Source organism: Sphingobium sp. TomTYG72, assembly GCF_055394715.1.
Genome location: NZ_AP027338.1, coordinates 1 through 19301 on the forward strand (window position 1 = coordinate 1; position 19301 = coordinate 19301).

Consider the following 19301-nt stretch of genomic DNA (forward strand, 5'->3'; position numbering starts at 1 on the left):
TGCAGCTAAAGCATTTTCGAAGGATGGCATCATCTGCTGGCTCGGAAAATGCGGAAAACAAAAGATAAATGGAGCATGATCCGGTTCAGTCTGATCGGATCATGCTCTATTTCTCAAATGTAGGGCAGGAGCAACGATCGCACCCTGCCCTCACGAATTCAAACCGCAGCGGGCATCTCACCCCAGGCAGATAACGCGGCGTGCCATCCTCGCCAATCTCTTCGGTCAGGATGGACGTGACGCGGCTCACAGACTCCGCGATCCACCAGCGCCCGTCCTGCTTGCGGTAGACATCCTGATATTCCACCGCGAGCGGGTCACGGATCGGGTGGCAAGGATGATCGTCCGGAAATTGAGCGACCACAGCCCACGCGCTTCATCCGCGCTCACCAATTCAATATCCGCATTGGTCGCATGGTGAATGTCATAAACGCCGCCTGCCATCGCCATTTTCTGGAATATGGCGATGAACTCGTCGCGATCCGTGAATAGCGGAAATTCTGGTAATCCAGCCTTATGCCCTGCGGCAGAAACGTCTCACGCAATTCGTCCACCAGCTTCAGGTCGCAGGCGCGCAGGTAACGCGCCTTCAACTGACGGATGGCGTTGACGTCCTCCAATGCGGTCACGCGGGCGGCAAGCTCTTCCAGATTGATCGACATGATACTCTCCTCAGGGGTTGAAACCTCCCCCCGTTTTTCTGCGGTTGGACAGATCGACCGTCCCGACCTGTTTTTAGGGCGCTTCTCGCGTGATCTTCGCGATGCCAGCCTCATATTTCAAATTATGAACGGACACGGACGTTTCCCCGCTGGACGCCCGGCATCGGCCGGATGCGCTCCGTCACCAGGTCGTTCAATTGCTCGATATTGGTGAACAACCCCATCGCCAACAGACTGTAACGGCCCAGCAGAACGATGACGCAGGTGATTTCCGGAATGTCGGATAGACGGCGCGCCAATTCCGACACATGGATGGATCGGCATCGATCCCCAGCATGCAAAGGTTGGGCGACCCCGCCATGCGGAAATCGGTGACGACGGTGAACTGGATCAGCCCTTCATTCTGCAACCGCTTGACGCGTGTACGAATGGTGCCCTCCGTCACGCCCAGTTCGGCGGCGATGGCGCGGTTGGAAATGCGCGCGTCGCGGGCGAGCTTTTCGACGATCCCCTGGTCCAGCTTGTCCAGGCGTGCCCAATCAGCCTTCCGGTCACAGCGGCACCACGTTGAATTCATATTTCACGATATCCACCGCCACCCCTGATGTGATGTGAACGACCCCCTCCACGCTGGCGATATGCTCAAACAACATCTCCTGCACCTCGCCAAAATCCCGCAGCGCGACGAGCAATTCCACATCATGGTCGCCGCTCATGACATTGACGCTCAGCACTTCGGGAAGATCCGCCAGATCGCGGCCGACCTCCTGAACATTGCGGCCCTGAACCTTCACGCCCAGGGCGATGATCACATTATAGCCATGGGCCGCAAAATCGGTGACGGCAACGACGCGCATCGCTTTCCCGTCGTCCATCTTTTGCAGCCGGGCTGAAATCGTGGCAGCGGTAACGGACAGCCGTTCGGCAATTTCCTGATTGGTTGCGCGGCCGTTGGTCCGGAGTATCTCTATGATATTCGTATCGAGAGTATCCAGCGATGGCGGCGTCATTTTCCGCCCGCTCCTGATCTGCATTCTTGCCCCGCCTTCAAAAATGTAGCCGGTTCAATAGCGCGCACTTGCGGGCAGCACCAGTGTCAAAGCTGATGCCGCCGCAATTTGCGCGGCTATCTACCGCTCATCCTACCGTGTTTCGGCGGGATGCAGCGCCTTGCGAAGGGCAGCGATCGCGTCGCGCTTCATCTGGCGGACTGGCGCGGCGTCGGGCGTCACGTCAAAACCATGATAGGCCCCGGATAGACATGCAGTTCCGCCGCGACGCCGACTTCAATCAGCCGCCGGGCATAATCCATGTCCTCCACCAGGAAGAGATCGAGCGCGCCCACGCAGATGAAGGCGGGCGGCAAACCAGCCAGGCTCTCCGCCCGCGCGGGGGCCGCATAGGGCGATACGTCCGCCGATCCTGGCTCCTTACCCAGCAAGGATCGCCAGCCAAAGGCGTTGGCCTGCGGCGTCCACACGAATGCGCCCAGATGTTCGGGATGGCGAGTGATGCAGGTACGGTCGTCCAGCATCGGATAGATCAGGTTCTGGTGCGCGATCGCCGGGCCGCCCGGTCGCGCGCCAGCAGCGCGAGGGCCGCGGCCAACCCGCCGCCCGCGCTCTCCCCGCGAATGGCGATCCTCTTGGGATCGGCGCCCAACTGCTCCGCGCCATCATGCAGCCATTGCAGCGCCGCGTAACAATCCTCGACCGCGCCCGGCGCCACCGTCTCCGGCGCGAGCCGATAATCAACCGAAACGACGAGAGGCGGAAGCGGGAAAGCGTAAGCTCGATGTTGGAAAGGTGATTGGTACGCACCGACCCAGCACATAGCCGCCACCATGGATGTGCAGGATCGCGGGCAGAGTCCCTTGCGCATCGGCCGGACGATAAATCCTGACCAGCAGCTCATGCCCATCGGGCGCCGTGATCCGCTCCTCCCGCCATTCAACACCACTATCCTGCGGCTCGGGCGCCATCGCCGTCATCTGCTCCATACCCTCGCGGATCGCAGGCAGGCTCTCTGCCGTGATGTCCAGCGCCGGCATGAAATCCAACCCCGGCAACAGGGTGGGGTCGATCAAGTCACGCATCATACTCTCCTATTTTTCCTATTTTCCTATTTCTTGTTTTTCAGTGCGTTCTTTTCACACACTTCCTTCACGCAATCCACCGCCCATTTTGCCCGTTGATGGGCGTTGAAGCCTTTGTCGATGGCGTGTTGCTGGGGTATTTCGACGCTGAGGGGTGTTGTGGGATTGAGGGCGTGGAGGAACGCTGGGATAGGGAACGCGCCTTGTCCGGGGAGTTGGCGCTGGATGCCGGCTTCGCGTTCGATCTGGTCGGGATCGATGGTTGTTGGGCCGTCGGAGATCTGGGCGATGGCGATGGCGGGATGGGCAAGGAGGGGGAAGCTGGTTTCGGGTTCGGGTCCGCGCATGATGTGGAGAAGGTCTGCTGTGACCTTGATGTCGGATCGGCCGGAGCGGGCTATTTCCTCGAGGGCGGCGCTTAGGCTTTGGACCTGGGAGGGGGGATAAAATTCGATGGCGAGGGCGATATCGAACCCTGAAGCAAGCTCGGCCAGTTCGACGAGCCTTTCGGTACGGCGGATGGGATCGCGATCATAGCACAGGACATTGGCAAGCGGCGCGCCGAGCGCTGCGCCTGTTTCGAGCGCGGGGATAAAGTCAGCGGGGTTGGTGCGCCCCGCCATGGTGAAGGGGTAGAGGAGGTCGACGCTGACCCCGGTGGCGGCGAGCGCGGCGCGGGTCTGGCGCAGCGCTTGCGGGTCGCGCACCAGGTCATAGGCGGGCATGGCGGGCAACACCTCCATGGAATGGAGGAACGGGCAGATGCCTTGGCAGCCCACCTCTGCGGCGATCTCGGCAAGCTGCCAGGGGGTGGTGTCGGTGACGGTGATATGGTCGAGCGACAGGCGTCTATCGGCCATATCCTCTCCTCTTGTTGGTTGGCTGGCCTGCCGGGGTGGCCTCGTGCGGCCGCCCCGGCATGGGGTCAGGCGCGTTCTTTCAGCATGTCGAGCGCGACATCGACGATCATGTCTTCCTGTCCGCCGACCATCTTGCGACGGCCGAGTTCAACCAGGATGGCGCGGGTGTCGAGGCCATAGGTTTCGGCGGCCTTTTCCGCGTGGCGCAGGAAGGAGGAATAGACCCCGGCATAGCCAAGCGCGAGGGTTTCGCGATCGACCCGGACCGGCCGGTCCTGCAAGGGACGAACGAGGTCCTCGGCCGCGTCCATCAGCGCATTGACGTCGCAGCCATGATTCCAGCCCTTGCGCTCGGCAGCGGCAATGAACACTTCGAGCGGCGCGTTGCCAGCGCCCGCGCCCATGCCGGTGAGCGACGCGTCGATCCGCACCGCACCGCATTGGGCGGCGACGATCGAGTTGGCGACGCCAAGCGAGAGATTATGGTGGGCGTGGATGCCGCGCTGGGTCTCGGGCTTCAACACCCGGTCATAGGCTTCGAACCGGGCCTTGACCCCGTCCATGTCGAGCGCGCCGCCGCTGTCGGTCACATAGACGCACTGCGCGCCATAGCTTTCCATGAGCAGGGCTTGGCTAGCGAGCTTGTCCGGCTCGATCATATGGCTCATCATCAGGAAGCCTGAGACGTCCATGCCAAGATCGCGGGCAATGCCGATATGCTGCTTGGAGACGTCCGCCTCGGTGCAATGGGTCGCGACCCGCACCGAGCGCACGCCGATATCATAGGCGCGGCGCAGTTCCTCGACCGTGCCGACGCCGGGCAGGATCAGCGTGGTGAGCACCGACTTGGTCAGCACCGAGGCGACCGCTTCGAGCCATTCCCAATCGGTATGCGCGCCAAAGCCATAGTTGAAGCTCGCGCCATTGAGGCCGTCGCCATGGGCGACCTCGATCGCGTCGACGCCTGCATCGTCCAGCGCCTTGGCGATCGATTTCACATGGTCGATGCCATACATGTGGCGGATGGCGTGCATGCCATCGCGTAGCGTCACGTCCTGAATGTAGAGCTTGTCGCCCGCCTCGACGTTGAATGTGCTGGTCATGTCTTGATACTCCGTGGGCGCGCGCTTCAAGCGGCGACCGTCTTGCCCTGGGCGATGCGCTGCGCGAGCAGCTCGCCGGTCGCCTTGGCGGCGGCGGTCATGATGTCGAGATTGCCCGAATAGCTGGGCAGATAGTCGCCCGCGCCCTCGACCTCGAGCAGGATCATGGTCTTGATGCCGGTGAATTCGCCGCGACCGGGGATGGTGAGCTTGTTGTTGTCGCCAAAGCGCTCGAACTGCACGTCTTGCTTCAGGCGATAGCCCGGCACATAGGCCTGCACCTTCTTGACCATCGCTTCGACCGAGGCGCGGATGGTGTCCTCGTCCGCGCCTTCCGACAGGGTGAAAACCGTGTCGCGCATGATCATCGGCGGTTCGGCGGGATTGAGGATGATGATCGCCTTGCCCTGCGCGGCGCCGCCGACCTTTTCGATGGCGCCTGCCGTCGTGCGGGTGAACTCGTCGATGTTTGCGCGGGTGCCAGGGCCTGCCGAGCGCGAGGAGACCGACGCGACGATCTCGGCATAGTGCACCGTCGCGACCTGGGAGACGGCGGCAACCATCGGGATCGTCGCCTGCCCGCCGCAGGTCACCATGTTGACGTTGCCAGCATCGAGATTGGCTTCGCCGTTGACCGTGGGGATGGTGTAGGGGCCGATCGCGGCGGGGGTTAGGTCCACCACCTGCTTGCCGTCCTTGCGCAGCGCTTCGTCATGGACCTTGTGGGCGTAAGCCGAGGTCGCGTCGAACACGATGCCGATCTCGGGGTAAACGTCCATCTTCATGAGGCCTTCCAGCCCCTCATGGGTGGTGGCGACGCCGCGCTCGCGCGCCATGGCGAGGCCCTCGGACGCCTCGTCGATGCCGACCACGGCCACCAGCTCCATATTCTGCGGATATTTGATCATCTTGATCATGAGGTCGGTGCCGATATTGCCCGACCCGATGATCGCCGCCTTGACCTTGCCCGTCATCAGATACTCCTCACAGCATCGCGTGCCAGCGATACCCTCTTCATAAATCTTCAGATAAAGCGCGCGGTGCAGCTGCCAACCCCGTGGAGCTGCATCTCGAACACATCTCCCGCCTGTGCCGGTTCGAGCGGCACCAGGCTCCCTGACAATATCACATCGCCGGCGTCGAGCGTTACCCCATAGGCGCCGAGCGTATTGGCGAGCCAGGCGACCGCTTGCGCTGGCGAACCCTGCACCGCATGGCCATGGCCTTCGGAGAGCGGCTGCCCGTTCTTGGTCACGGTGACGTGGAGATTGGGGAGGTCATGGTCACGCGGGTTCGCGCGGGCCTCGCCCAGCACATAGACACCGCAGGAGGCATTGTCGGCAACGGTGTCGACGATGCCGATCTTCCAGTCCTGGATGCGGCTGTCGACGATCTCGAAACAGGGGACGATGCTCTGTGTCGCGGCGATCACGTCCTCGGCCGTGACGCCCGGCCCCTTGAGGCTGTCTTTCAGGATGAAGCCGATCTCGGCCTCGGCGCGCGGCGCGATCAGGCCGTTTGCCGCGACATCGATATCGCCCTCGATAAACATCCGGTCGGTCAGGAAACCGAAATCGGGCTGGTGCACGCCCAGCATGTCCTGCACGGCCTTGGAGGTAACGCCGATCTTCTTGCCGATGACCTTTTCGCCGTCCGCCTTGCGCTTGTCGAGCGCGCACAGCGAGATCGCATAAGCATCATCGATGGTCAGCTCAGGGTGGCGGGCGATGAGCGGCGGCACGGTGCGCTTGTCCCGCAGCGCGCGGTAGAGCTCGTCCGCCAATGTTTCGTTCAGCGTCTCGCTCACAGATAGGCTCCGTCCTGGAAGATGAGGGGATCGACCGCATCCGACAGGCGCACCGCCTTGACCCGGGCGATGACGATGCTGTGGGTGCCAAAGGGGGTCATGCTCTCGATCGTGCAGGAGAGGTTGGCCTGCGCTTCATCAAGGATGGGAAGGCCATGGGCATCGGGGGTCCAGCTGCCAACGCCAAAGCGCGCCTCGCGCGCCACCGCGCCGCCGAATGCTGCCGACACTTCGCGCTGGTGGCGCGAGAGGAGGTTGATGCTGACCGGGCAGCCGGGCGAGAGATGGGCGTGGATGCCCGCTGTCTGGTTGACGCAGACGAGCACGGCGGGCGGGTCCATGGTAAGCGAGGTGATCGAGGTCGCGGCCATGCCGACCGGCGCCTTGCCTTCGCCCAGCGCGGTGACGATCGCCACGCCCGAGGGCAGGCGGCGCATCGCGCCCTTCAGCCCGGTGGTGACATCGATAGGCTCTGGAACAGGCACGGATTGCGCAGGAGCAGCGTCAGCCATTCTTCAGGAAGTCCAGTGAGTAGCGGTTGAACTCTTCTGTCCGCTCGACCTGCACCCAATGGCCGGTCTGCGAGAAGGTGAGGCAGCGCACGTCGGGGCAAGCATCGAGGAAGAGACGCGCATGGCTTTCGGGGCAGAATTCGTCATTGAGGCCCCAGAGGACGAAGATCGGCTGGGTGACCTCGCCCAGGCGCGGCCCAAGGTCGGGGGTCTTGACGCGGGCGAGCACATCCTTGGGCTGGGTACGCGCGACGGCGAAGCGTTCCTCGACCAGCGCGTCGGTGATGTGGTGCGCGGACGAGGGATGCATGAGGTTGCCGATGAGGCGGCGCTGTTCCTCGATGTTGAATTCCGGGCTGCCAAAGCCCGAGCGCATCTTGGCGATGCCGGGCATGGTGAAATAGCTCATCTGCTCCGCCACGCAGCCCGGCGCCATCAGGACGAGCTTGCCGATGGTGAAGTCGGGATGGTCGAGCGCGATCTGGAGGGCGATGCCGCCGCCCAGCGAGTTGCCGATGAGGTGGCCGCCTGTGATCCCATGCTGCTTCAGCGCATCGAGCAAAGTCTCGGTAAACAGCTCGAGCGGATAGTCGGTCTCGGGCTTGGACGAGGCGCCATAGCCGATGAGGTCGGGCAGGATGACGCGATAGCCCGCATCGGCGAACACTTGCGCATTGTTGCGGAAGTTGGACGCGCCCGAGGCGCCGGGACCGCTGCCATGGATGAAGATGACGGTGGGGGCATCAGCCGCAGCGCCCGCAATTTCCGCGATCGAAATCTCATATCCGCCCGCAACGCTATAGGTCTTGCGGATCAATTCACTGCCCATGGATATCCTCTTTTGTCCTGGCCCGATGCTGTCCAGATGTCAGATGGTCAGATGCTCGCTTCAGATGAAGGTGAAGGCGGGCGGTTCGCCATTGATCGTGCCGATGACGTCGCTGGTGCGGTTGGCCGGGTCATTGGCGACATGGGCGCGCGCGGCGTGGAGGTCGAGCCAGGGCTGGAGGATCGGGCTCGACATATAGACCGCCCGGCCGCCCAGCAGCTTGACCATGCCGTCGGCAAGCTCGGCCATGCGGCGCACGACGCTGGCGGACTGATAGGCAAAGAGCGCGCGCTTTTCCATCGGCACGGGCTCATTGCGCTCGGCATAGTCCATCAGCTCGTTGAAGGTCGTGCGGTGGGTGAGTTCCATCTCGTTGGCCTCGGCGATCGCGCGGGCGATGGCGGCGTGGAGATGGGGGTCGGCCTTGGACGCCTTGCCGGTGTTGGTCGAGACGCGGTTGCCCATGATCTCCATCGCAGCGCCAGTGGCGGCGCGGATGCCGCCGAAGGCGGCGCTGGAGACCGAGCGGATGAAGAGCTGCGCCCAGGGGATGCGGTAGAGCGGCGCGGTGTTGGTTTCCTGGCCCGGATTGGTGCCGGCAAAGCCGTCGCTCGCCTTGTGGGTGCGATGCTCGGGCACGAACACGCGCTCGACGACGATATCGAAGCTGCCGGTGCCCTGGAGGCCGAACGTGTCCCAGCTGCCTTCGATCACCTGATAGTCGGAGCGCGGCAGCAGGAAGGTGCGCATGTCGGGCGGGCCGCCATCGGTGTCGAAATTGATCGCGCCCAGCAGCACCCAACCGCAATGGGAGGAGCCCGACGAGAAGCCCCAGCGGCCCGAAAGATAGAAGCCGCCTTCGACCTTTTCCACCTTGCCGACCGGCTGATAGGTGGAGGAGACGAGCATGTCGGGGTTATCGCCCCATACTTCTTTCTGCGCCTCGTCATGGAAGAGGGCGAGTTCGTAAGGATGGCAGCCCAGCACGCCGTAGATCCAGCCTGTCGACATGCAGCCTTGCGCCAACGCCTTCTGGATCTCGAAGAAGACATTGGGGTGCATCTCATAGCCGCCGTAGCGCTTGGGCTGGAGCACACGGAAGAAGCCTGCCGCCTTCATCTCGGCGACGGTCTCGGGCGGCACGTCCCGGGCGAGCGTACAGGCCCGGGCGCGTTCCCGCAGCACCGGGATCATCGCCTTGGCTTTGGCGATCAGACTTTCGGGTGAAGGTATCGCGGCATTCGCCTCGTCAATGGGTCGGCTTGCTACTGCCCCGGTCATGATCTTCTCCATTGTAGGCGACTCTGCTTCAGATTTGCTATATGCGTAGTTTATGTAAAATGCCATTACGCAAACTGTCAAGACAAACAGGGCTTGCGCATTTTGGCCGTTACTTATAGGCGGATTGGGAACGAATTGCCATAAGCTCGTGAGCGCGCTTAACTGCGCCTCCCCCAGCAAGTGCAAAACAGGCGGCAGCGCTTGCCATATGCGTATGGGGAAGGTCATTTTGCAACGCTCTGCGGCAGAGCATGGCTGGCAGACAGGAAAGAAGGCGAGGCGCTTGAAATGGCAGTGATATCGCTAGGCTATGTAGTGATCGAGGCGCGGGACCTGGGCGCCTGGCAGGATTTTGCCTGCAATATCGCAGGGCTGATGGCGGCCCCTTCGCCGGACGAGGACGTCGCGCTGTTCCGCATGGACGACCGGCCCTGGCGCCTGCGGGTGCAGAAAGGCGCGGCCGACCGCTTCGTGGCGCCGGGCTGGGAATGCGCGAATCGTGACGCCTTCGAATCGGTGCTGGCCCGCCTCGAGGCAGCAGGCCGTCCGGTGGAACGGGCGGGCGTCATGGAAGCACGTGGCCGTCAGGTCTATGAACTCGCCCGTTCATCGGACCCGGCGGGCAATCCCATGGAGATCTTCTACGGTCGCTTCGTCGACTATGCCCCCTTCGTCTCGCCTGTGGGCGTCAGCCGCTTCGTGACCGGCAGCCCCCATGGCGCGGACGGCGACATGGGGATGGGCCATGTCGTGCTGACCGCCCCCAATTTCGACGAGACCCACGCCTTCTACAAGGACGTCATGGGCTTTGGCGACACCGACCTTGGCCGCTTCTACCTTATGGGCGGCGGCGCGGACGATCCGGGCGTGGGCTTTGCCTTCCTCCACTGCAACCCGCGCCACCACAGCCTGGCGCTCGGCCAGCTGCCCGAAAGCCCCAATGGCGCTGTCCATATGATGCTCGAGGTCGGCTCCCTCGAGGATGTCGGCCGCGCCTATGACCGGGTCTTGAAGAGCAAGGGCAAGGTGCCGCTCTCGGCGACCCTTGGCCGCCATGTCAATGACAAGATGACCTCTTTCTACATGCAGACACCAGGTGGATTTGACATCGAATATGGCTGGAACGGCCTGGTAATAGACCCGCAAACATGGGTCCCCACCACCAGCCTTGCTGTAAGCGACTGGGGCCATAAATGGGCTCATGAGCAGGACTGACGCAAAAGGATGACTGACATTATGCTCGACAAGCGCATGAGCGTCGACGACATCGTCGACCAGATTTCCGACGGGATGACCATCGGCATCGGCGGGTGGGCCACGCGCCGCAAGCCCATGGCGCTGATCCGCGCCATCGCCCGATCGAACCTCAAGGACCTCACCGTCATGGCGGGCTATGGCGGCATGGACATCGGCCTGCTCGCCGCCACCGGCAAGATCAGGAAGCTGGTCTTCGCCTTTGCCAGCCTCGACCATTATCCGCTGGAACCCCATTTCCGCAACGCCCGCCAGGCGGGCGCCTTCGAGGTGCTCGAGCTTGACGAGGGCATGTATCATTGGGGCCTGCGCGCAGGCGCGATGAAGCTGCCCTTCCTGCCGACCCGCGTCGGCATCGGCACCGACATCATCACGCAAGACGGCTTCGACTTCAAATTCGTGAAAAGCCCCTATGCCGATGGCGAGGAATTCGTCGCCATGCCCGCGCTGGTGCCCGACATCGCGCTGATCCACGCCCACCGCTCCGACGAGCGCGGCAACCTCCTGACGCTCAGCAAGGACGCGCTGTTCGACGAACTGCTGGTCCGTGCGGCAACCAGGAGCTTCGCCACGGTCGAGAAGATCGTGCCGACGGGCGAGCTCGATATGAAGAAGAACAGCCGCTACAATCTGGTCGAGCGGGCGATGATCAATGGTGTTGCAGAAGCCCCGCTGGGCGCGCACCCGTCGAGCGCCGATCCCGACTATCAGCTCGATCTCAAGCACATCAAGACCTATGTCGAAAGCGCCGCCTCGCCCGAGGCCTGGGCCGACTATAAGGCGAAGTTCATCGATGTGTCGGAAGCCGACTATCAGGCAGCGATCGGCGGCGCGGACGCCGTCAAGCAGCTCCCCGTCCCCATTTACTAAGCGAGAGACCCATGACCCAGAACAGCTATTCGCTCGCTGAACTCGTCATCGCCGCCTGCGCCGAAGTCTGGCGCGAAGATGGCGAAGTAATGGCGACCGGCATCGGCCCCCTCCCCCGCATTGGCGCGGGCGTGGCCAAGCTCTCCTTCGCGCCCGCGATCCAGACCACCGATGGCGAGGTATTCTATACCAGCGAACCCGTCGGCCCGGGCAAGCGCACCGCCGAGCCCGAGTTCGAGGGCATCGCCAATTATGACCGCGTCTTCTCGGCGCTCTGGAGCGGCCGCCGCCACGCGCTGGTCGGCCCGGTCCAGATCGATCGTTTCGGTCAGGCGAACATCTCGGTGATCGGCGACCACAAGAAGCCCAAGGCGGCGATGCTCGGCGCGCGCGGCTTCCCCGGCAACTCGATCAGCCATCCCAACAGCTTCTTCTTCCAGAACCACAACAAGCGGGCGTTCGTGGAAGGCGAAGTCGATTTCGTCTGCATGGCGGGCTATAATCCGGCACGCTACCGCAATGGCGCTCCGCCCCAGGGCCTGGACCTGCGTCGCATCATCACCAACCTGTGCGTGATGGACTTTGGCGGCCCCGATCACCAGATCCGCGTGATCTCGCTGCATCCGGGCGTCACCTTCGAGGAAGTGCAGGACAATACCGGCTTCCCGCTGGCAAAGGTCGATGGCGAAATCCCGACCACCCCTGCGCCGACGGCCGAGCAACTGGAGCTGATCGCGAAGATCGACCCCAATAATGTCCGGGCGACCGTGTTCAAGGACAATCCGGCCGGAGACAGAAGGGCAGCCTGAAGATGAACGAGACCGACCGCCTGGTCGAACCGCAGCAGGTCGACATTGTTTACGAAACGGACGAGCCGGTCACCTATGAGGTGATCGACAATGTCGCATGGATCATGATGAACCGCCCGGGCTTCAACAATGCCCAGAACGGCCAGATGACCTATGCGATCGACGACGCCTTCATCAAGGCGACGAACGATGACGATGTGCGCTGCATCGTGCTGGGCGGTAACGGTAAGCATTTTTCGGCCGGGCATGACATCGGCACGCCCGGCCGCGACGTGCACCAGCATTTCGAGAACCGGCTGCTGGTGCCGGGTCATGTGAACAAGCCCGCCGCTGAATTGCTCTATACCCGCGAGAAGGAGCAATATGTCGGCATGTGCCGCCGCTGGCGCGACGCGCCCAAGCCCACCATCGCCATGGTGCAGGGGGCGTGCGTCGCGGGCGGGCTGATGCTGGCATGGGTGTGCGACCTGATTGTCGCCACCGACGACGCTTTCTTTCAGGACCCGGTCAACCGCATGGGCATCCCGGGCGTTGAATATTTCGCCCACGCCTATGAACTGCCCCCGCGCATCGCCAAGGAATTCCTGCTGCTGGGTGAGCGGATGAGCGCGCAGCGCGCCGAACAGTTCGGCATGGTGAACAAGATCGTCTCGCGCGAGGCGCTGCGCGAGACCGTCGCGGCCATGGCGGCCAAGCTCGTCGCCCAGCCCCGCCTTGGCAACTGGCTGACCAAGCAGGCGATCAACCATGTCGAGGAGCTGATGGGCAAGAGGAACGCGATGGACGCGCAATATCATATGCACCATTTCGCCCATGCCCAGAATGACCTCGTCCAGGGCAGCTCGATCGCGGGCCTCGACGCCAAGAAGATGGCCGAGGCCAATAAGAAACAGGCGAGCGAATGATGGGCGATCCGCTGCACACAGTCCTTTGCCAACGGCTTGGCTGCCGCTGGCCGATCATCCAGACCGCGATGGGCTGGGTCGCCGAGCCTTCGCTGGTGATCGGGTCGAGCAATGCAGGCGCGTTCGGTTTTCTGGGCGCAGCGGTGATGACGCCGGACGAAGCGCGCGAAAAGATCCTCGCCGTGCGCAAGGGCACCGACAAGCCCTTCGGCGTCAACTTCCACAGCTTTCAGCCGGGCGCTGACCAGATTGTCGAACTGATCCTGGCCAACAAGGATCAGGTGCGCGCGGTCAGCTTTGGCCGTGGCCCCAATGCCAAGATGATCGGCCGTTTCAAGGATGCGGGCATATTGTGCATCCCCACCGTCGGCGCGGTCAAGCATGCGCAGAAGATGGTCGAACTGGGCGTCGACATGGTCAATGTCCAGGGCGGCGAAGGCGGCGGGCATACAGGTTCCGTCCCGACCACCGTGCTGCTCCCCCAGGTGCTCGACGCCGTCAAGGTGCCGGTGATCGCGAGCGGCGGCTTTGCCGACGGACGCGGGCTGGCGGCAGCGCTCGCCTATGGCGCGGTCGGCATTGCCATGGGCACGCGCTTCCTGCTGACCAAGGAAAGCCCGGTGCCCGACAGCGCCAAAGCGGAATATCTCAAGGCCTCGACCGACCGCATCGTTGTCACCACCAAGCTCGACGGCATCCCCCAGCGGATGGTCCGCACCAAATTGATGGACCGGATCGAGAAGTCCGGCCCGCTCGCCATGTGGCTGCGCGCGATCGAGGCGGGCATGGCGATGAAGAAGCAGACCGGCGCGAGCTGGATGGATTTCATCAAGTCGGCGCGCGGCATGACCGCCCATGGCGCGATGCCATTGAAGCAGGCGATGATGGCCGCGACCATGCCGATGCTGATCCAGAAAGCCGTGGTCGATGGCGACATCGAACATGGCGTGATGGCGACCGGCGTCGTGGGCGGGCGAATTGGCGAGGTCCCGACCTGCCAACAGCTGGTCGACCGCATCGTCGAAGAGGCGCATGAGCGGCTCGCCGCGCTCGCCGCCATGGGCCGCGAGACGGCCAGCGCCGCCTGAGGAAGAGGGACAAGACATGCCGATTACGCTGACCGTCAAGGGCGCCATCGCCGAAATCCTGTTCGACCATCCCCCGGTCAACGCCTTCGACACCAAGGGTTGGGAATCGATCCCGGCGTTGGTTTACGAAGCCGCAGCGAACGAGGATGTGAAGTGCATCCTGATCCGCGCCGAAGGCCGGGGTTTCTGCGGCGGCGTCGACATCAAGGAGATGGCGGCGCATCCCGAACGCATCGCCAAGCTGAACAAGGATAATTACCTGACGTTCAAGGCGATCCGCGAATGCGCGATCCCGGTGGTCGGCGCGCTGCATGGCTTCGTCATCGGCGGCGGCGTCAATATCGCGGGCGCGTGCGACGCGCTGATCGCGGCGGAGGGGGCCTATTTCTCGCTGCCTGAAATCGATCGCGGCGCGATGGGCGGCGCGGCCTTCATGAGTCGCATGCTGCCCGTCCAGATGGTGCGCGCCAATTTCTTCACCGGCGGGCGCATTCCGGTGGAAGACGCCTACCGTCACGGTTCGGTGCACAAGGTGGTGCCGCTCGAGCAGCTCAGGGACGAGGCCTACGCCTTCTGCGAAGTAATTGCGTCCAAGAGCCGGGCGGCGCTGGTGATCGCCAAGCAGGCGCTGAACCTGATCGAGCCGACCGACCCGTCGGCCCATTACCGGATCGAGCAGGGCTTCACGCTCGAAATGTACATGCATGAAGACAGCCAGAAGGCGCGTGACGCCTTTGTGGACAATAAGGGCGCGGCGAAATTCTGATGGACTTGACCTATACCCCCGAACAGCAGGCGTTCCGCGCCGAAGTGCGCAGCTGGCTCGAAGCCCATGTGCCCGGCGAGCCGCTGGAGCATTTCGACGCCACGCGCGAGGGTTTCGAGGCCCACCGCCAATGGGAAAAGACCCTGAAGTCCGGCGACTGGGGCATGGTGACATGGCCCAAGGAATATGGCGGGCGCGGCCTTGACCTCATCCAGTGGCTGATTTTCGAGGAAGAATATTATCGCGCGGGTGCGCCGGGCCGGGTCAACCAGAATGGCATTTTCCTGCTGGGGCCGACGCTGATCGAGTTCGGCACCCATGAGCAGAAGCAGCGCTTCCTGCCCAAGATGGCGTCGGGCGAGGAAATCTGGGCGCAAGCCTGGTCCGAACCGATGGCGGGCTCAGACCTTGCCGGCGTGCGCGCGACGGCGGTTCGGGATGGCGACGACTATATCCTCAATGGCCACAAAATCTGGTCGAGCCGCGCGGTGTTCGCCGACTGGGCCTTCGGCCTGTTCCGCGAGCCCGGCTCCGAGCGCCACAAGGGCATGAGCCTCATCTTCTTCCCGCTGAACGCGCCGGGGGTCACGGTCAACGCGATCAAGAAGATCAACGGCCATGTCGGTTTCGCCGAGATCTTCCTCGAAAATGTCCGCGTCCCCGCCTTCAATCGCCTCGGCGACGAGGGTCAGGGCTGGCATATCTGCATGGCGACAGCAGGCTTTGAACGCGGCCTCATGCTGCGCTCGCCCGCCCGCTACCAGGTGGCGGCAAGCAAGCTTGCGGAACTGTGGCAGGCGAACAAGGAAACCGCCGACCCCGCGCTCGAAGCCGATGTCGTGCGCGCGCACATGAATGCCGACGCCTATGCGCTCAACATCTACCAGACCGCCTCGCGGCTGATGGCGGGCGCGAAGATCGGGCCGGAAGCGTCCACCAACAAAATTTTCTGGTCGGAATTGGACATTCACCTGACGCAAACCGCGCTCGCCATATTGGGGCCGCAGGCCGAACTGACGCACGAAGCGCCCGGCGCTGGGGCCGTCGACTGGATCGACGACTATATCTTCGCGCTCGCCGGACCCATCTATGCGGGCTCCAACGAGATTCAGCGCAACATCATTGCCGAGCGCATGCTCGGCCTGCCGCGCTAAGGGGGAACAGAGAAATGGATTTCACCCTCAGCGATGAACAGCTGATGTTCGCCGAAACCGCGCGGACGCTGTTTGCGGACAGCTGCACGCCCGACCATTGGCGCAAGATGATGGAAGCGGGCGTCGCACGCGACGATGCGCGCTGGGCCTCTATCGTGGAAACCGGCCTGACTTTGGTGCTGCTCCCCGAAAGCGCGGGCGGCATCGGGCTGGCGGAAGCCGACTTTGCCCTGATCGCGCAAGAGGCGGGCTATGTCGCGCTGCCCGAACCGCTGGTTGAAAGCGCAGGCGTTGCCGCGCCGATGCTCGCCGCGTTGGCACCCGAGCATGAACTGCTCAGCGATCCCAATGCGACGATCGCCATCCAGCATCCGTCGAACCCCTATGTCGCCAATGCCGACAGCGCAGGCGGCATCCTCCTGCATGCCGATGGCGAGGCCTGGCTCGCCACGCCCGATCAGGTGACGCTGACGGCGCAGCCGAGCATCGATCCCTTCCGCCGCCTCTTTTCGGTCGAGTGGAGCAAGGAGAAGGCGACGGCTCTGGGCAAGGCCGACTGGGATCTCGCCTTCGACCGCGCCGCCCTCTTCAACGCCGCCTTTGGCCTCGGCCTTGCCCAGCGTTCGGTCGACCTCGCAGTCGATTATGCCAAGGAACGCCAGCAGTTCGGCAAGCCCATCGGCAGCTATCAGGCGGTCAAGCATCACCTGGCGTCCGCCCAGGTCGCGATCGAGTTCGCCAAGCCGGTGGTCGCCGCCGCCGCCGCCGAAATCGGCGCCCGCGACACGCAAGCCCGCGCCCGTGTCAGCCATGCCAAGCTCGTCGCCCTGGAAGCCGCCGACAAGGCCGCCCGCGCCTCGATCCAGGTGCATGGCGCGATGGGCTACAGCTGGGAGGTGGACGTCCATCTGTTCTTGAAGCGCACGGTTGCGCTCACGCAAACATGGGGCACCCCCGCCCAACACCGCGCGCGCATCGCCACGCGCATCTTCACCCAGCCCATGGGGCCGGATCAGACCTTTGCCCGGGAACATGAAAATGCCTGAAGCCTATATCATCGACGCCGTCCGCACGCCTGTCGGCCGCAAGAAGGGCAGCCTTGCCGCCGTCCATCCGGCCGACCTTGGCGCGCACCCGATCAAGGAACTGGTCAAGCGCACCGGTATCGACCCCACCCAGGTCGAGGACGTGGTCTGGGGTTGCACCGAAACCATCGGCGGCCAGGCGGGCGACATCGGCCGCACCGCATGGCTGGTCGCAGGGCTCCCTGAAGAAGTGCCCGGCGTCACCATCGACCGCCAGTGCGGCTCAAGCCAGCAGGCGGTCCACTTCGCCGCGCAGGGCGTGATGAGCGGCACCCAGGACCTGGTGGTCGCAGGCGGCAGCCAGGCGATGAACCAGATCCCGATCATGGCCGCGATGATCGCGGGCGCGCAATATGGCTTCGACAGCCCCTTCCACGGGTCGAAGGGCTGGGTCGAACGCTATGGCATGGAAGAGGTCAACCAGATCAAGTCCGCCGAGATGATCGCCGACAAATGGGGCATCAGCCGTGAAGCGATGGAGCAGTTCGCGCTCGCGTCGCACCAGCGCGCGCAGGCCGCCTGGGACAATGGCTGGTTCGACAAGGAAGTGGTGGCGCTTGAGGGCCTGGCCCGTGACGAGACCATCCGCCCGACGACCTCGTTGGAGGGCCTGGCGTCCCTGAAGCCCGTCAATGAAGGCGGGATCATCACCGCAGGCGTCGCCAGCCAGAATTGCGACGCCGCCGCCGCGCTGCTGATCGCCAGCGAGCAGGCGGTGAAGGAACATGGTTTGAAGCCCCGCGCGCGCATCCATCACCTGTCGGTCCGCGCCGCCAACCCGGTGTGGATGCTGACCGGGCCGATCCCCGCCACCCAATATGCGCTGAAGAAGGCTGGCATGTCGATCAGCGACATCGACCTGTTCGAATGCAACGAAGCCTTTGCCAGCGTCACCATGGCGTGGATGAAGGAACTGGATGTCCCGCATGAGAAGGTCAATGTGCAGGGCGGCGCGATCGCTCTGGGCCATCCGATCGGCGCGACCGGCGCGCGGTTGATGACGACGTTGCTGAACGCGCTGGAGCGCACGGGCGGGCGTTATGGCCTGCAGACCATGTGTGAAGGCGGCGGCCAGGCCAACGTCACCATCATCGAGCGGCTCTAAGGGACCCAGCCCCGATGCCCGCCTACGCCTATCAGGGGATTGTTCCCGTCGTCGATCCGACCAGCTACGTCCATCCGCTGGCGTCGCTGATCGGCGACGTGATCGTGGGACCGGGCTGCTTCATCGCGCCGGGCGCTTCGCTGCGGGGCGATTTCGGGCGGATCGTGGTGGAAGGCGACAGCTCGATCCAGGACAATGTGTCGATCCATGCCAACCAGCTGCGCGACACGGTCATCAAGCGCGGCGCGACCATCGCCCATGGCTCGATCATCCATGGCTGCGAGATCGGTGAAAATGCGCTGATCGGCATGAACGCGGTGATCCTCGACAATGCCATCATTGGTGACGAAAATCTCGTCGCCGCCCTTGCCCTTGTGAAGTCCGACACGGTGACCCCGCCGCGCAGCCTGGTCGTCGGCAACCCGGCCAAGGTGGTCAAGACGTTCGAGCCGCAGCAGGTGACCTGGCGCAACAATGGCGAGGGCGAATATCAGAAACTCGCCCGCGCCGCGCTCACCGATCTCATCGAAGCCGAGCCGCTCAGCCAAGCCAGCGCCGAGCGGCAGGCGCAGCGCATCGCCTCCGACGCCATCGCCGTGCGCCTTTCGGGCAGCACCGCCGAACATCGCGAAAAACAAGCCGCAAAGCGCGAGGGTCAGGCATGAACAGCGCCACGGCGATCACCAACCTCCTCTACCGCTATGCCGAACTGATGGACGCAGGCGATCTGGAAGCCGTAGCCGCCCTGTTCGAACGCGCCCGGATCAAGACCGGCGGCGGCGAAGTGGTCGAAGGCTCCGCGCCGATGCTGGCGCTCTGGCGCACCCATGTGCGCCTCTACCCCTGCGGCACGCCGCGCACCAAGCATGTCATCACCAATCCCATTATCGAGGTGGACGAGGCGGCAGGCACCGCCACCTGCCGCTCTTACTATACCGTGTTTCAGGCGACCCCGGCCCTGCCGCTCCAGGCGATCTGCGCGGGCCGCTATCATGACGCCTTCGTCCGGGTGGACGAGGCATGGCATTTTTCCGGGCGGGATTATTCCCTGCTCGATCTGGTTGGGGACTTAAGCCAGCATCTGCTGATCCCCGTCGCAGCGCAATGAAGGAGTAA

The 19301-nt window shown here is 63.6% G+C and carries 23 protein-coding genes and 1 pseudogene; 11 read left to right on the top strand and 13 right to left on the bottom strand.

Annotated features, from left to right (window positions below):
- Positions 1-386: 386 nt before the first annotated feature.
- The 13 genes and pseudogenes from ACZ5U1_RS17635 to ACZ5U1_RS17695 form a co-directional block, all read right to left on the bottom strand.
- The gene (locus tag ACZ5U1_RS17635) at positions 387-662 is read right to left on the bottom strand and encodes a nuclear transport factor 2 family protein (protein WP_464780835.1); all 276 of its coding nucleotides are present in this window, start codon (positions 660-662) and stop codon (positions 387-389) included.
- Between the two features lie 122 nt (positions 663-784).
- Positions 785-919, bottom strand: a complete 135-nt coding sequence (locus tag ACZ5U1_RS17640) for an Lrp/AsnC ligand binding domain-containing protein (RefSeq protein ID WP_464780842.1) — start codon at positions 917-919, stop codon at positions 785-787.
- Complete coding sequence (locus ACZ5U1_RS17645) at positions 856-1239, bottom strand: Lrp/AsnC family transcriptional regulator (protein ID WP_464780836.1); 384 nt, start codon at positions 1237-1239, stop codon at positions 856-858. Before ACZ5U1_RS17645 ends, ACZ5U1_RS17640 begins: the two co-directional genes overlap by 64 nt.
- Positions 1214-1696, bottom strand: a complete 483-nt coding sequence (locus tag ACZ5U1_RS17650) for an Lrp/AsnC family transcriptional regulator (RefSeq protein ID WP_464780503.1) — start codon at positions 1694-1696, stop codon at positions 1214-1216. Before ACZ5U1_RS17650 ends, ACZ5U1_RS17645 begins: the two co-directional genes overlap by 26 nt.
- A 194-nt stretch (positions 1697-1890) precedes the next feature.
- A pseudogene (locus ACZ5U1_RS17655) lies at positions 1891-2507 on the bottom strand (alpha/beta hydrolase).
- The gene (locus ACZ5U1_RS17660) at positions 2413-2760 is read right to left on the bottom strand and encodes a hypothetical protein (protein WP_464780837.1); all 348 of its coding nucleotides are present in this window, start codon (positions 2758-2760) and stop codon (positions 2413-2415) included. Before ACZ5U1_RS17660 ends, ACZ5U1_RS17655 begins: the two are co-directional and overlap by 95 nt.
- A 23-nt stretch (positions 2761-2783) precedes the next feature.
- Complete coding sequence (locus ACZ5U1_RS17665; protein WP_464780838.1) at positions 2784-3617, bottom strand: sugar phosphate isomerase/epimerase family protein; 834 nt, start codon at positions 3615-3617, stop codon at positions 2784-2786.
- Between the two features lie 65 nt (positions 3618-3682).
- On the bottom strand, positions 3683-4720 hold the full coding sequence (gene dmpG, locus ACZ5U1_RS17670; protein ID WP_464780127.1) for a 4-hydroxy-2-oxovalerate aldolase: 1038 nt from the start codon (positions 4718-4720) through the stop codon (positions 3683-3685).
- A gap of 26 nt (positions 4721-4746) precedes the next feature.
- Entirely contained in the window at positions 4747-5694 is a 948-nt protein-coding gene (locus ACZ5U1_RS17675; RefSeq protein WP_464780126.1) for an acetaldehyde dehydrogenase (acetylating), read from the bottom strand.
- Between the two features lie 50 nt (positions 5695-5744).
- Entirely contained in the window at positions 5745-6527 is a 783-nt protein-coding gene (locus ACZ5U1_RS17680) for a fumarylacetoacetate hydrolase family protein (RefSeq protein ID WP_464780125.1), read from the bottom strand.
- Positions 6524-7039: a flavin reductase family protein gene (locus ACZ5U1_RS17685; protein WP_464780124.1), complete on the bottom strand. Its 516-nt coding sequence runs from the start codon at positions 7037-7039 to the stop codon at positions 6524-6526. The genes ACZ5U1_RS17680 and ACZ5U1_RS17685 overlap by 4 nt, the downstream gene beginning before the upstream one ends.
- Positions 7032-7868: an alpha/beta fold hydrolase gene (locus tag ACZ5U1_RS17690; protein ID WP_464780123.1), complete on the bottom strand. Its 837-nt coding sequence runs from the start codon at positions 7866-7868 to the stop codon at positions 7032-7034. Before ACZ5U1_RS17690 ends, ACZ5U1_RS17685 begins: the two co-directional genes overlap by 8 nt.
- Positions 7869-7928: 60 nt before the next feature.
- Complete coding sequence (locus ACZ5U1_RS17695; protein WP_464780122.1) at positions 7929-9149, bottom strand: acyl-CoA dehydrogenase family protein; 1221 nt, start codon at positions 9147-9149, stop codon at positions 7929-7931.
- A 288-nt stretch (positions 9150-9437) separates the two neighbouring features.
- Here ACZ5U1_RS17695 and ACZ5U1_RS17700 point away from each other — a divergent pair, with 288 nt between their 5' ends.
- Genes ACZ5U1_RS17700 through ACZ5U1_RS17750 form a run of 11 tightly spaced genes read left to right on the top strand, consistent with a single transcriptional unit; the run spans position 9438 to position 19293 of the window.
- The gene (locus tag ACZ5U1_RS17700; RefSeq protein ID WP_464780121.1) at positions 9438-10364 is read left to right on the top strand and encodes a VOC family protein; all 927 of its coding nucleotides are present in this window, start codon (positions 9438-9440) and stop codon (positions 10362-10364) included.
- Between the two features lie 9 nt (positions 10365-10373).
- Positions 10374-11273, top strand: coding sequence for a CoA transferase subunit A (locus tag ACZ5U1_RS17705; RefSeq protein WP_464780120.1), 900 nt, complete (start codon positions 10374-10376; stop codon positions 11271-11273).
- A gap of 11 nt (positions 11274-11284) precedes the next feature.
- Positions 11285-12082: a CoA-transferase subunit beta gene (locus tag ACZ5U1_RS17710; RefSeq protein WP_464780119.1), complete on the top strand. Its 798-nt coding sequence runs from the start codon at positions 11285-11287 to the stop codon at positions 12080-12082.
- Between the two features lie 2 nt (positions 12083-12084).
- Entirely contained in the window at positions 12085-12987 is a 903-nt protein-coding gene (locus ACZ5U1_RS17715) for an enoyl-CoA hydratase (protein ID WP_464780118.1), read from the top strand.
- Positions 12987-14075 carry an NAD(P)H-dependent flavin oxidoreductase gene (locus ACZ5U1_RS17720; RefSeq protein ID WP_464780806.1) on the top strand — a complete coding sequence of 363 codons (1089 nt, stop codon included), beginning with the start codon at positions 12987-12989 and terminating at the stop codon, positions 14073-14075. The genes ACZ5U1_RS17715 and ACZ5U1_RS17720 overlap by 1 nt, the downstream gene beginning before the upstream one ends.
- Before the next feature lie 16 nt (positions 14076-14091).
- A complete protein-coding gene (locus ACZ5U1_RS17725; protein ID WP_464780117.1) occupies positions 14092-14841 on the top strand; it encodes an enoyl-CoA hydratase family protein in 750 nt (249 codons plus the stop codon).
- On the top strand, positions 14841-15995 hold the full coding sequence (locus ACZ5U1_RS17730) for an acyl-CoA dehydrogenase (protein ID WP_464780116.1): 1155 nt from the start codon (positions 14841-14843) through the stop codon (positions 15993-15995). Before ACZ5U1_RS17725 ends, ACZ5U1_RS17730 begins: the two co-directional genes overlap by 1 nt.
- Before the next feature lie 14 nt (positions 15996-16009).
- On the top strand, positions 16010-17041 hold the full coding sequence (locus ACZ5U1_RS17735) for an acyl-CoA dehydrogenase family protein (RefSeq protein WP_464780115.1): 1032 nt from the start codon (positions 16010-16012) through the stop codon (positions 17039-17041).
- Positions 17034-18185, top strand: coding sequence for an acetyl-CoA C-acetyltransferase (locus ACZ5U1_RS17740; protein ID WP_464780114.1), 1152 nt, complete (start codon positions 17034-17036; stop codon positions 18183-18185). Before ACZ5U1_RS17735 ends, ACZ5U1_RS17740 begins: the two co-directional genes overlap by 8 nt.
- Before the next feature lie 14 nt (positions 18186-18199).
- Complete coding sequence (locus tag ACZ5U1_RS17745; protein WP_464780113.1) at positions 18200-18850, top strand: gamma carbonic anhydrase family protein; 651 nt, start codon at positions 18200-18202, stop codon at positions 18848-18850.
- Positions 18847-19293 carry a nuclear transport factor 2 family protein gene (locus ACZ5U1_RS17750; RefSeq protein WP_464780112.1) on the top strand — a complete coding sequence of 149 codons (447 nt, stop codon included), beginning with the start codon at positions 18847-18849 and terminating at the stop codon, positions 19291-19293. Before ACZ5U1_RS17745 ends, ACZ5U1_RS17750 begins: the two co-directional genes overlap by 4 nt.
- Positions 19294-19301: the final 8 nt, after the last annotated feature.

What these genes read in the sequence shown, in the direction of transcription:
- ACZ5U1_RS17635 (WP_464780835.1), bottom strand. Translation starts at nt 662, where the DNA reads ATGTCGATCAATCTGGAAGAGCTTGCCGCCCGCGTGACCGCATTGGAG.
- ACZ5U1_RS17645 (WP_464780836.1), bottom strand. Translation starts at nt 1,239, where the DNA reads ATGAATTCAACGTGGTGCCGCTGTGACCGGAAGGCTGATTGGGCACGC.
- ACZ5U1_RS17650 (WP_464780503.1), bottom strand. Translation starts at nt 1,696, where the DNA reads ATGCAGATCAGGAGCGGGCGGAAAATGACGCCGCCATCGCTGGATACT.
- ACZ5U1_RS17660 (WP_464780837.1), bottom strand. Translation starts at nt 2,760, where the DNA reads ATGATGCGTGACTTGATCGACCCCACCCTGTTGCCGGGGTTGGATTTC.
- ACZ5U1_RS17665 (WP_464780838.1), bottom strand. Translation starts at nt 3,617, where the DNA reads ATGGCCGATAGACGCCTGTCGCTCGACCATATCACCGTCACCGACACC.
- dmpG (WP_464780127.1), bottom strand. Translation starts at nt 4,720, where the DNA reads ATGACCAGCACATTCAACGTCGAGGCGGGCGACAAGCTCTACATTCAG.
- ACZ5U1_RS17675 (WP_464780126.1), bottom strand. Translation starts at nt 5,694, where the DNA reads ATGACGGGCAAGGTCAAGGCGGCGATCATCGGGTCGGGCAATATCGGC.
- ACZ5U1_RS17685 (WP_464780124.1), bottom strand. Translation starts at nt 7,039, where the DNA reads ATGGCTGACGCTGCTCCTGCGCAATCCGTGCCTGTTCCAGAGCCTATC.
- ACZ5U1_RS17690 (WP_464780123.1), bottom strand. Translation starts at nt 7,868, where the DNA reads ATGGGCAGTGAATTGATCCGCAAGACCTATAGCGTTGCGGGCGGATAT.
- ACZ5U1_RS17695 (WP_464780122.1), bottom strand. Translation starts at nt 9,149, where the DNA reads ATGACCGGGGCAGTAGCAAGCCGACCCATTGACGAGGCGAATGCCGCG.
- ACZ5U1_RS17700 (WP_464780121.1), top strand. Translation starts at nt 9,438, where the DNA reads ATGGCAGTGATATCGCTAGGCTATGTAGTGATCGAGGCGCGGGACCTG.
- ACZ5U1_RS17705 (WP_464780120.1), top strand. Translation starts at nt 10,374, where the DNA reads ATGACTGACATTATGCTCGACAAGCGCATGAGCGTCGACGACATCGTC.
- ACZ5U1_RS17710 (WP_464780119.1), top strand. Translation starts at nt 11,285, where the DNA reads ATGACCCAGAACAGCTATTCGCTCGCTGAACTCGTCATCGCCGCCTGC.
- ACZ5U1_RS17715 (WP_464780118.1), top strand. Translation starts at nt 12,085, where the DNA reads ATGAACGAGACCGACCGCCTGGTCGAACCGCAGCAGGTCGACATTGTT.
- ACZ5U1_RS17720 (WP_464780806.1), top strand. Translation starts at nt 12,987, where the DNA reads ATGGGCGATCCGCTGCACACAGTCCTTTGCCAACGGCTTGGCTGCCGC.
- ACZ5U1_RS17725 (WP_464780117.1), top strand. Translation starts at nt 14,092, where the DNA reads ATGCCGATTACGCTGACCGTCAAGGGCGCCATCGCCGAAATCCTGTTC.
- ACZ5U1_RS17730 (WP_464780116.1), top strand. Translation starts at nt 14,841, where the DNA reads ATGGACTTGACCTATACCCCCGAACAGCAGGCGTTCCGCGCCGAAGTG.
- ACZ5U1_RS17735 (WP_464780115.1), top strand. Translation starts at nt 16,010, where the DNA reads ATGGATTTCACCCTCAGCGATGAACAGCTGATGTTCGCCGAAACCGCG.
- ACZ5U1_RS17740 (WP_464780114.1), top strand. Translation starts at nt 17,034, where the DNA reads ATGCCTGAAGCCTATATCATCGACGCCGTCCGCACGCCTGTCGGCCGC.
- ACZ5U1_RS17745 (WP_464780113.1), top strand. Translation starts at nt 18,200, where the DNA reads ATGCCCGCCTACGCCTATCAGGGGATTGTTCCCGTCGTCGATCCGACC.
- ACZ5U1_RS17750 (WP_464780112.1), top strand. Translation starts at nt 18,847, where the DNA reads ATGAACAGCGCCACGGCGATCACCAACCTCCTCTACCGCTATGCCGAA.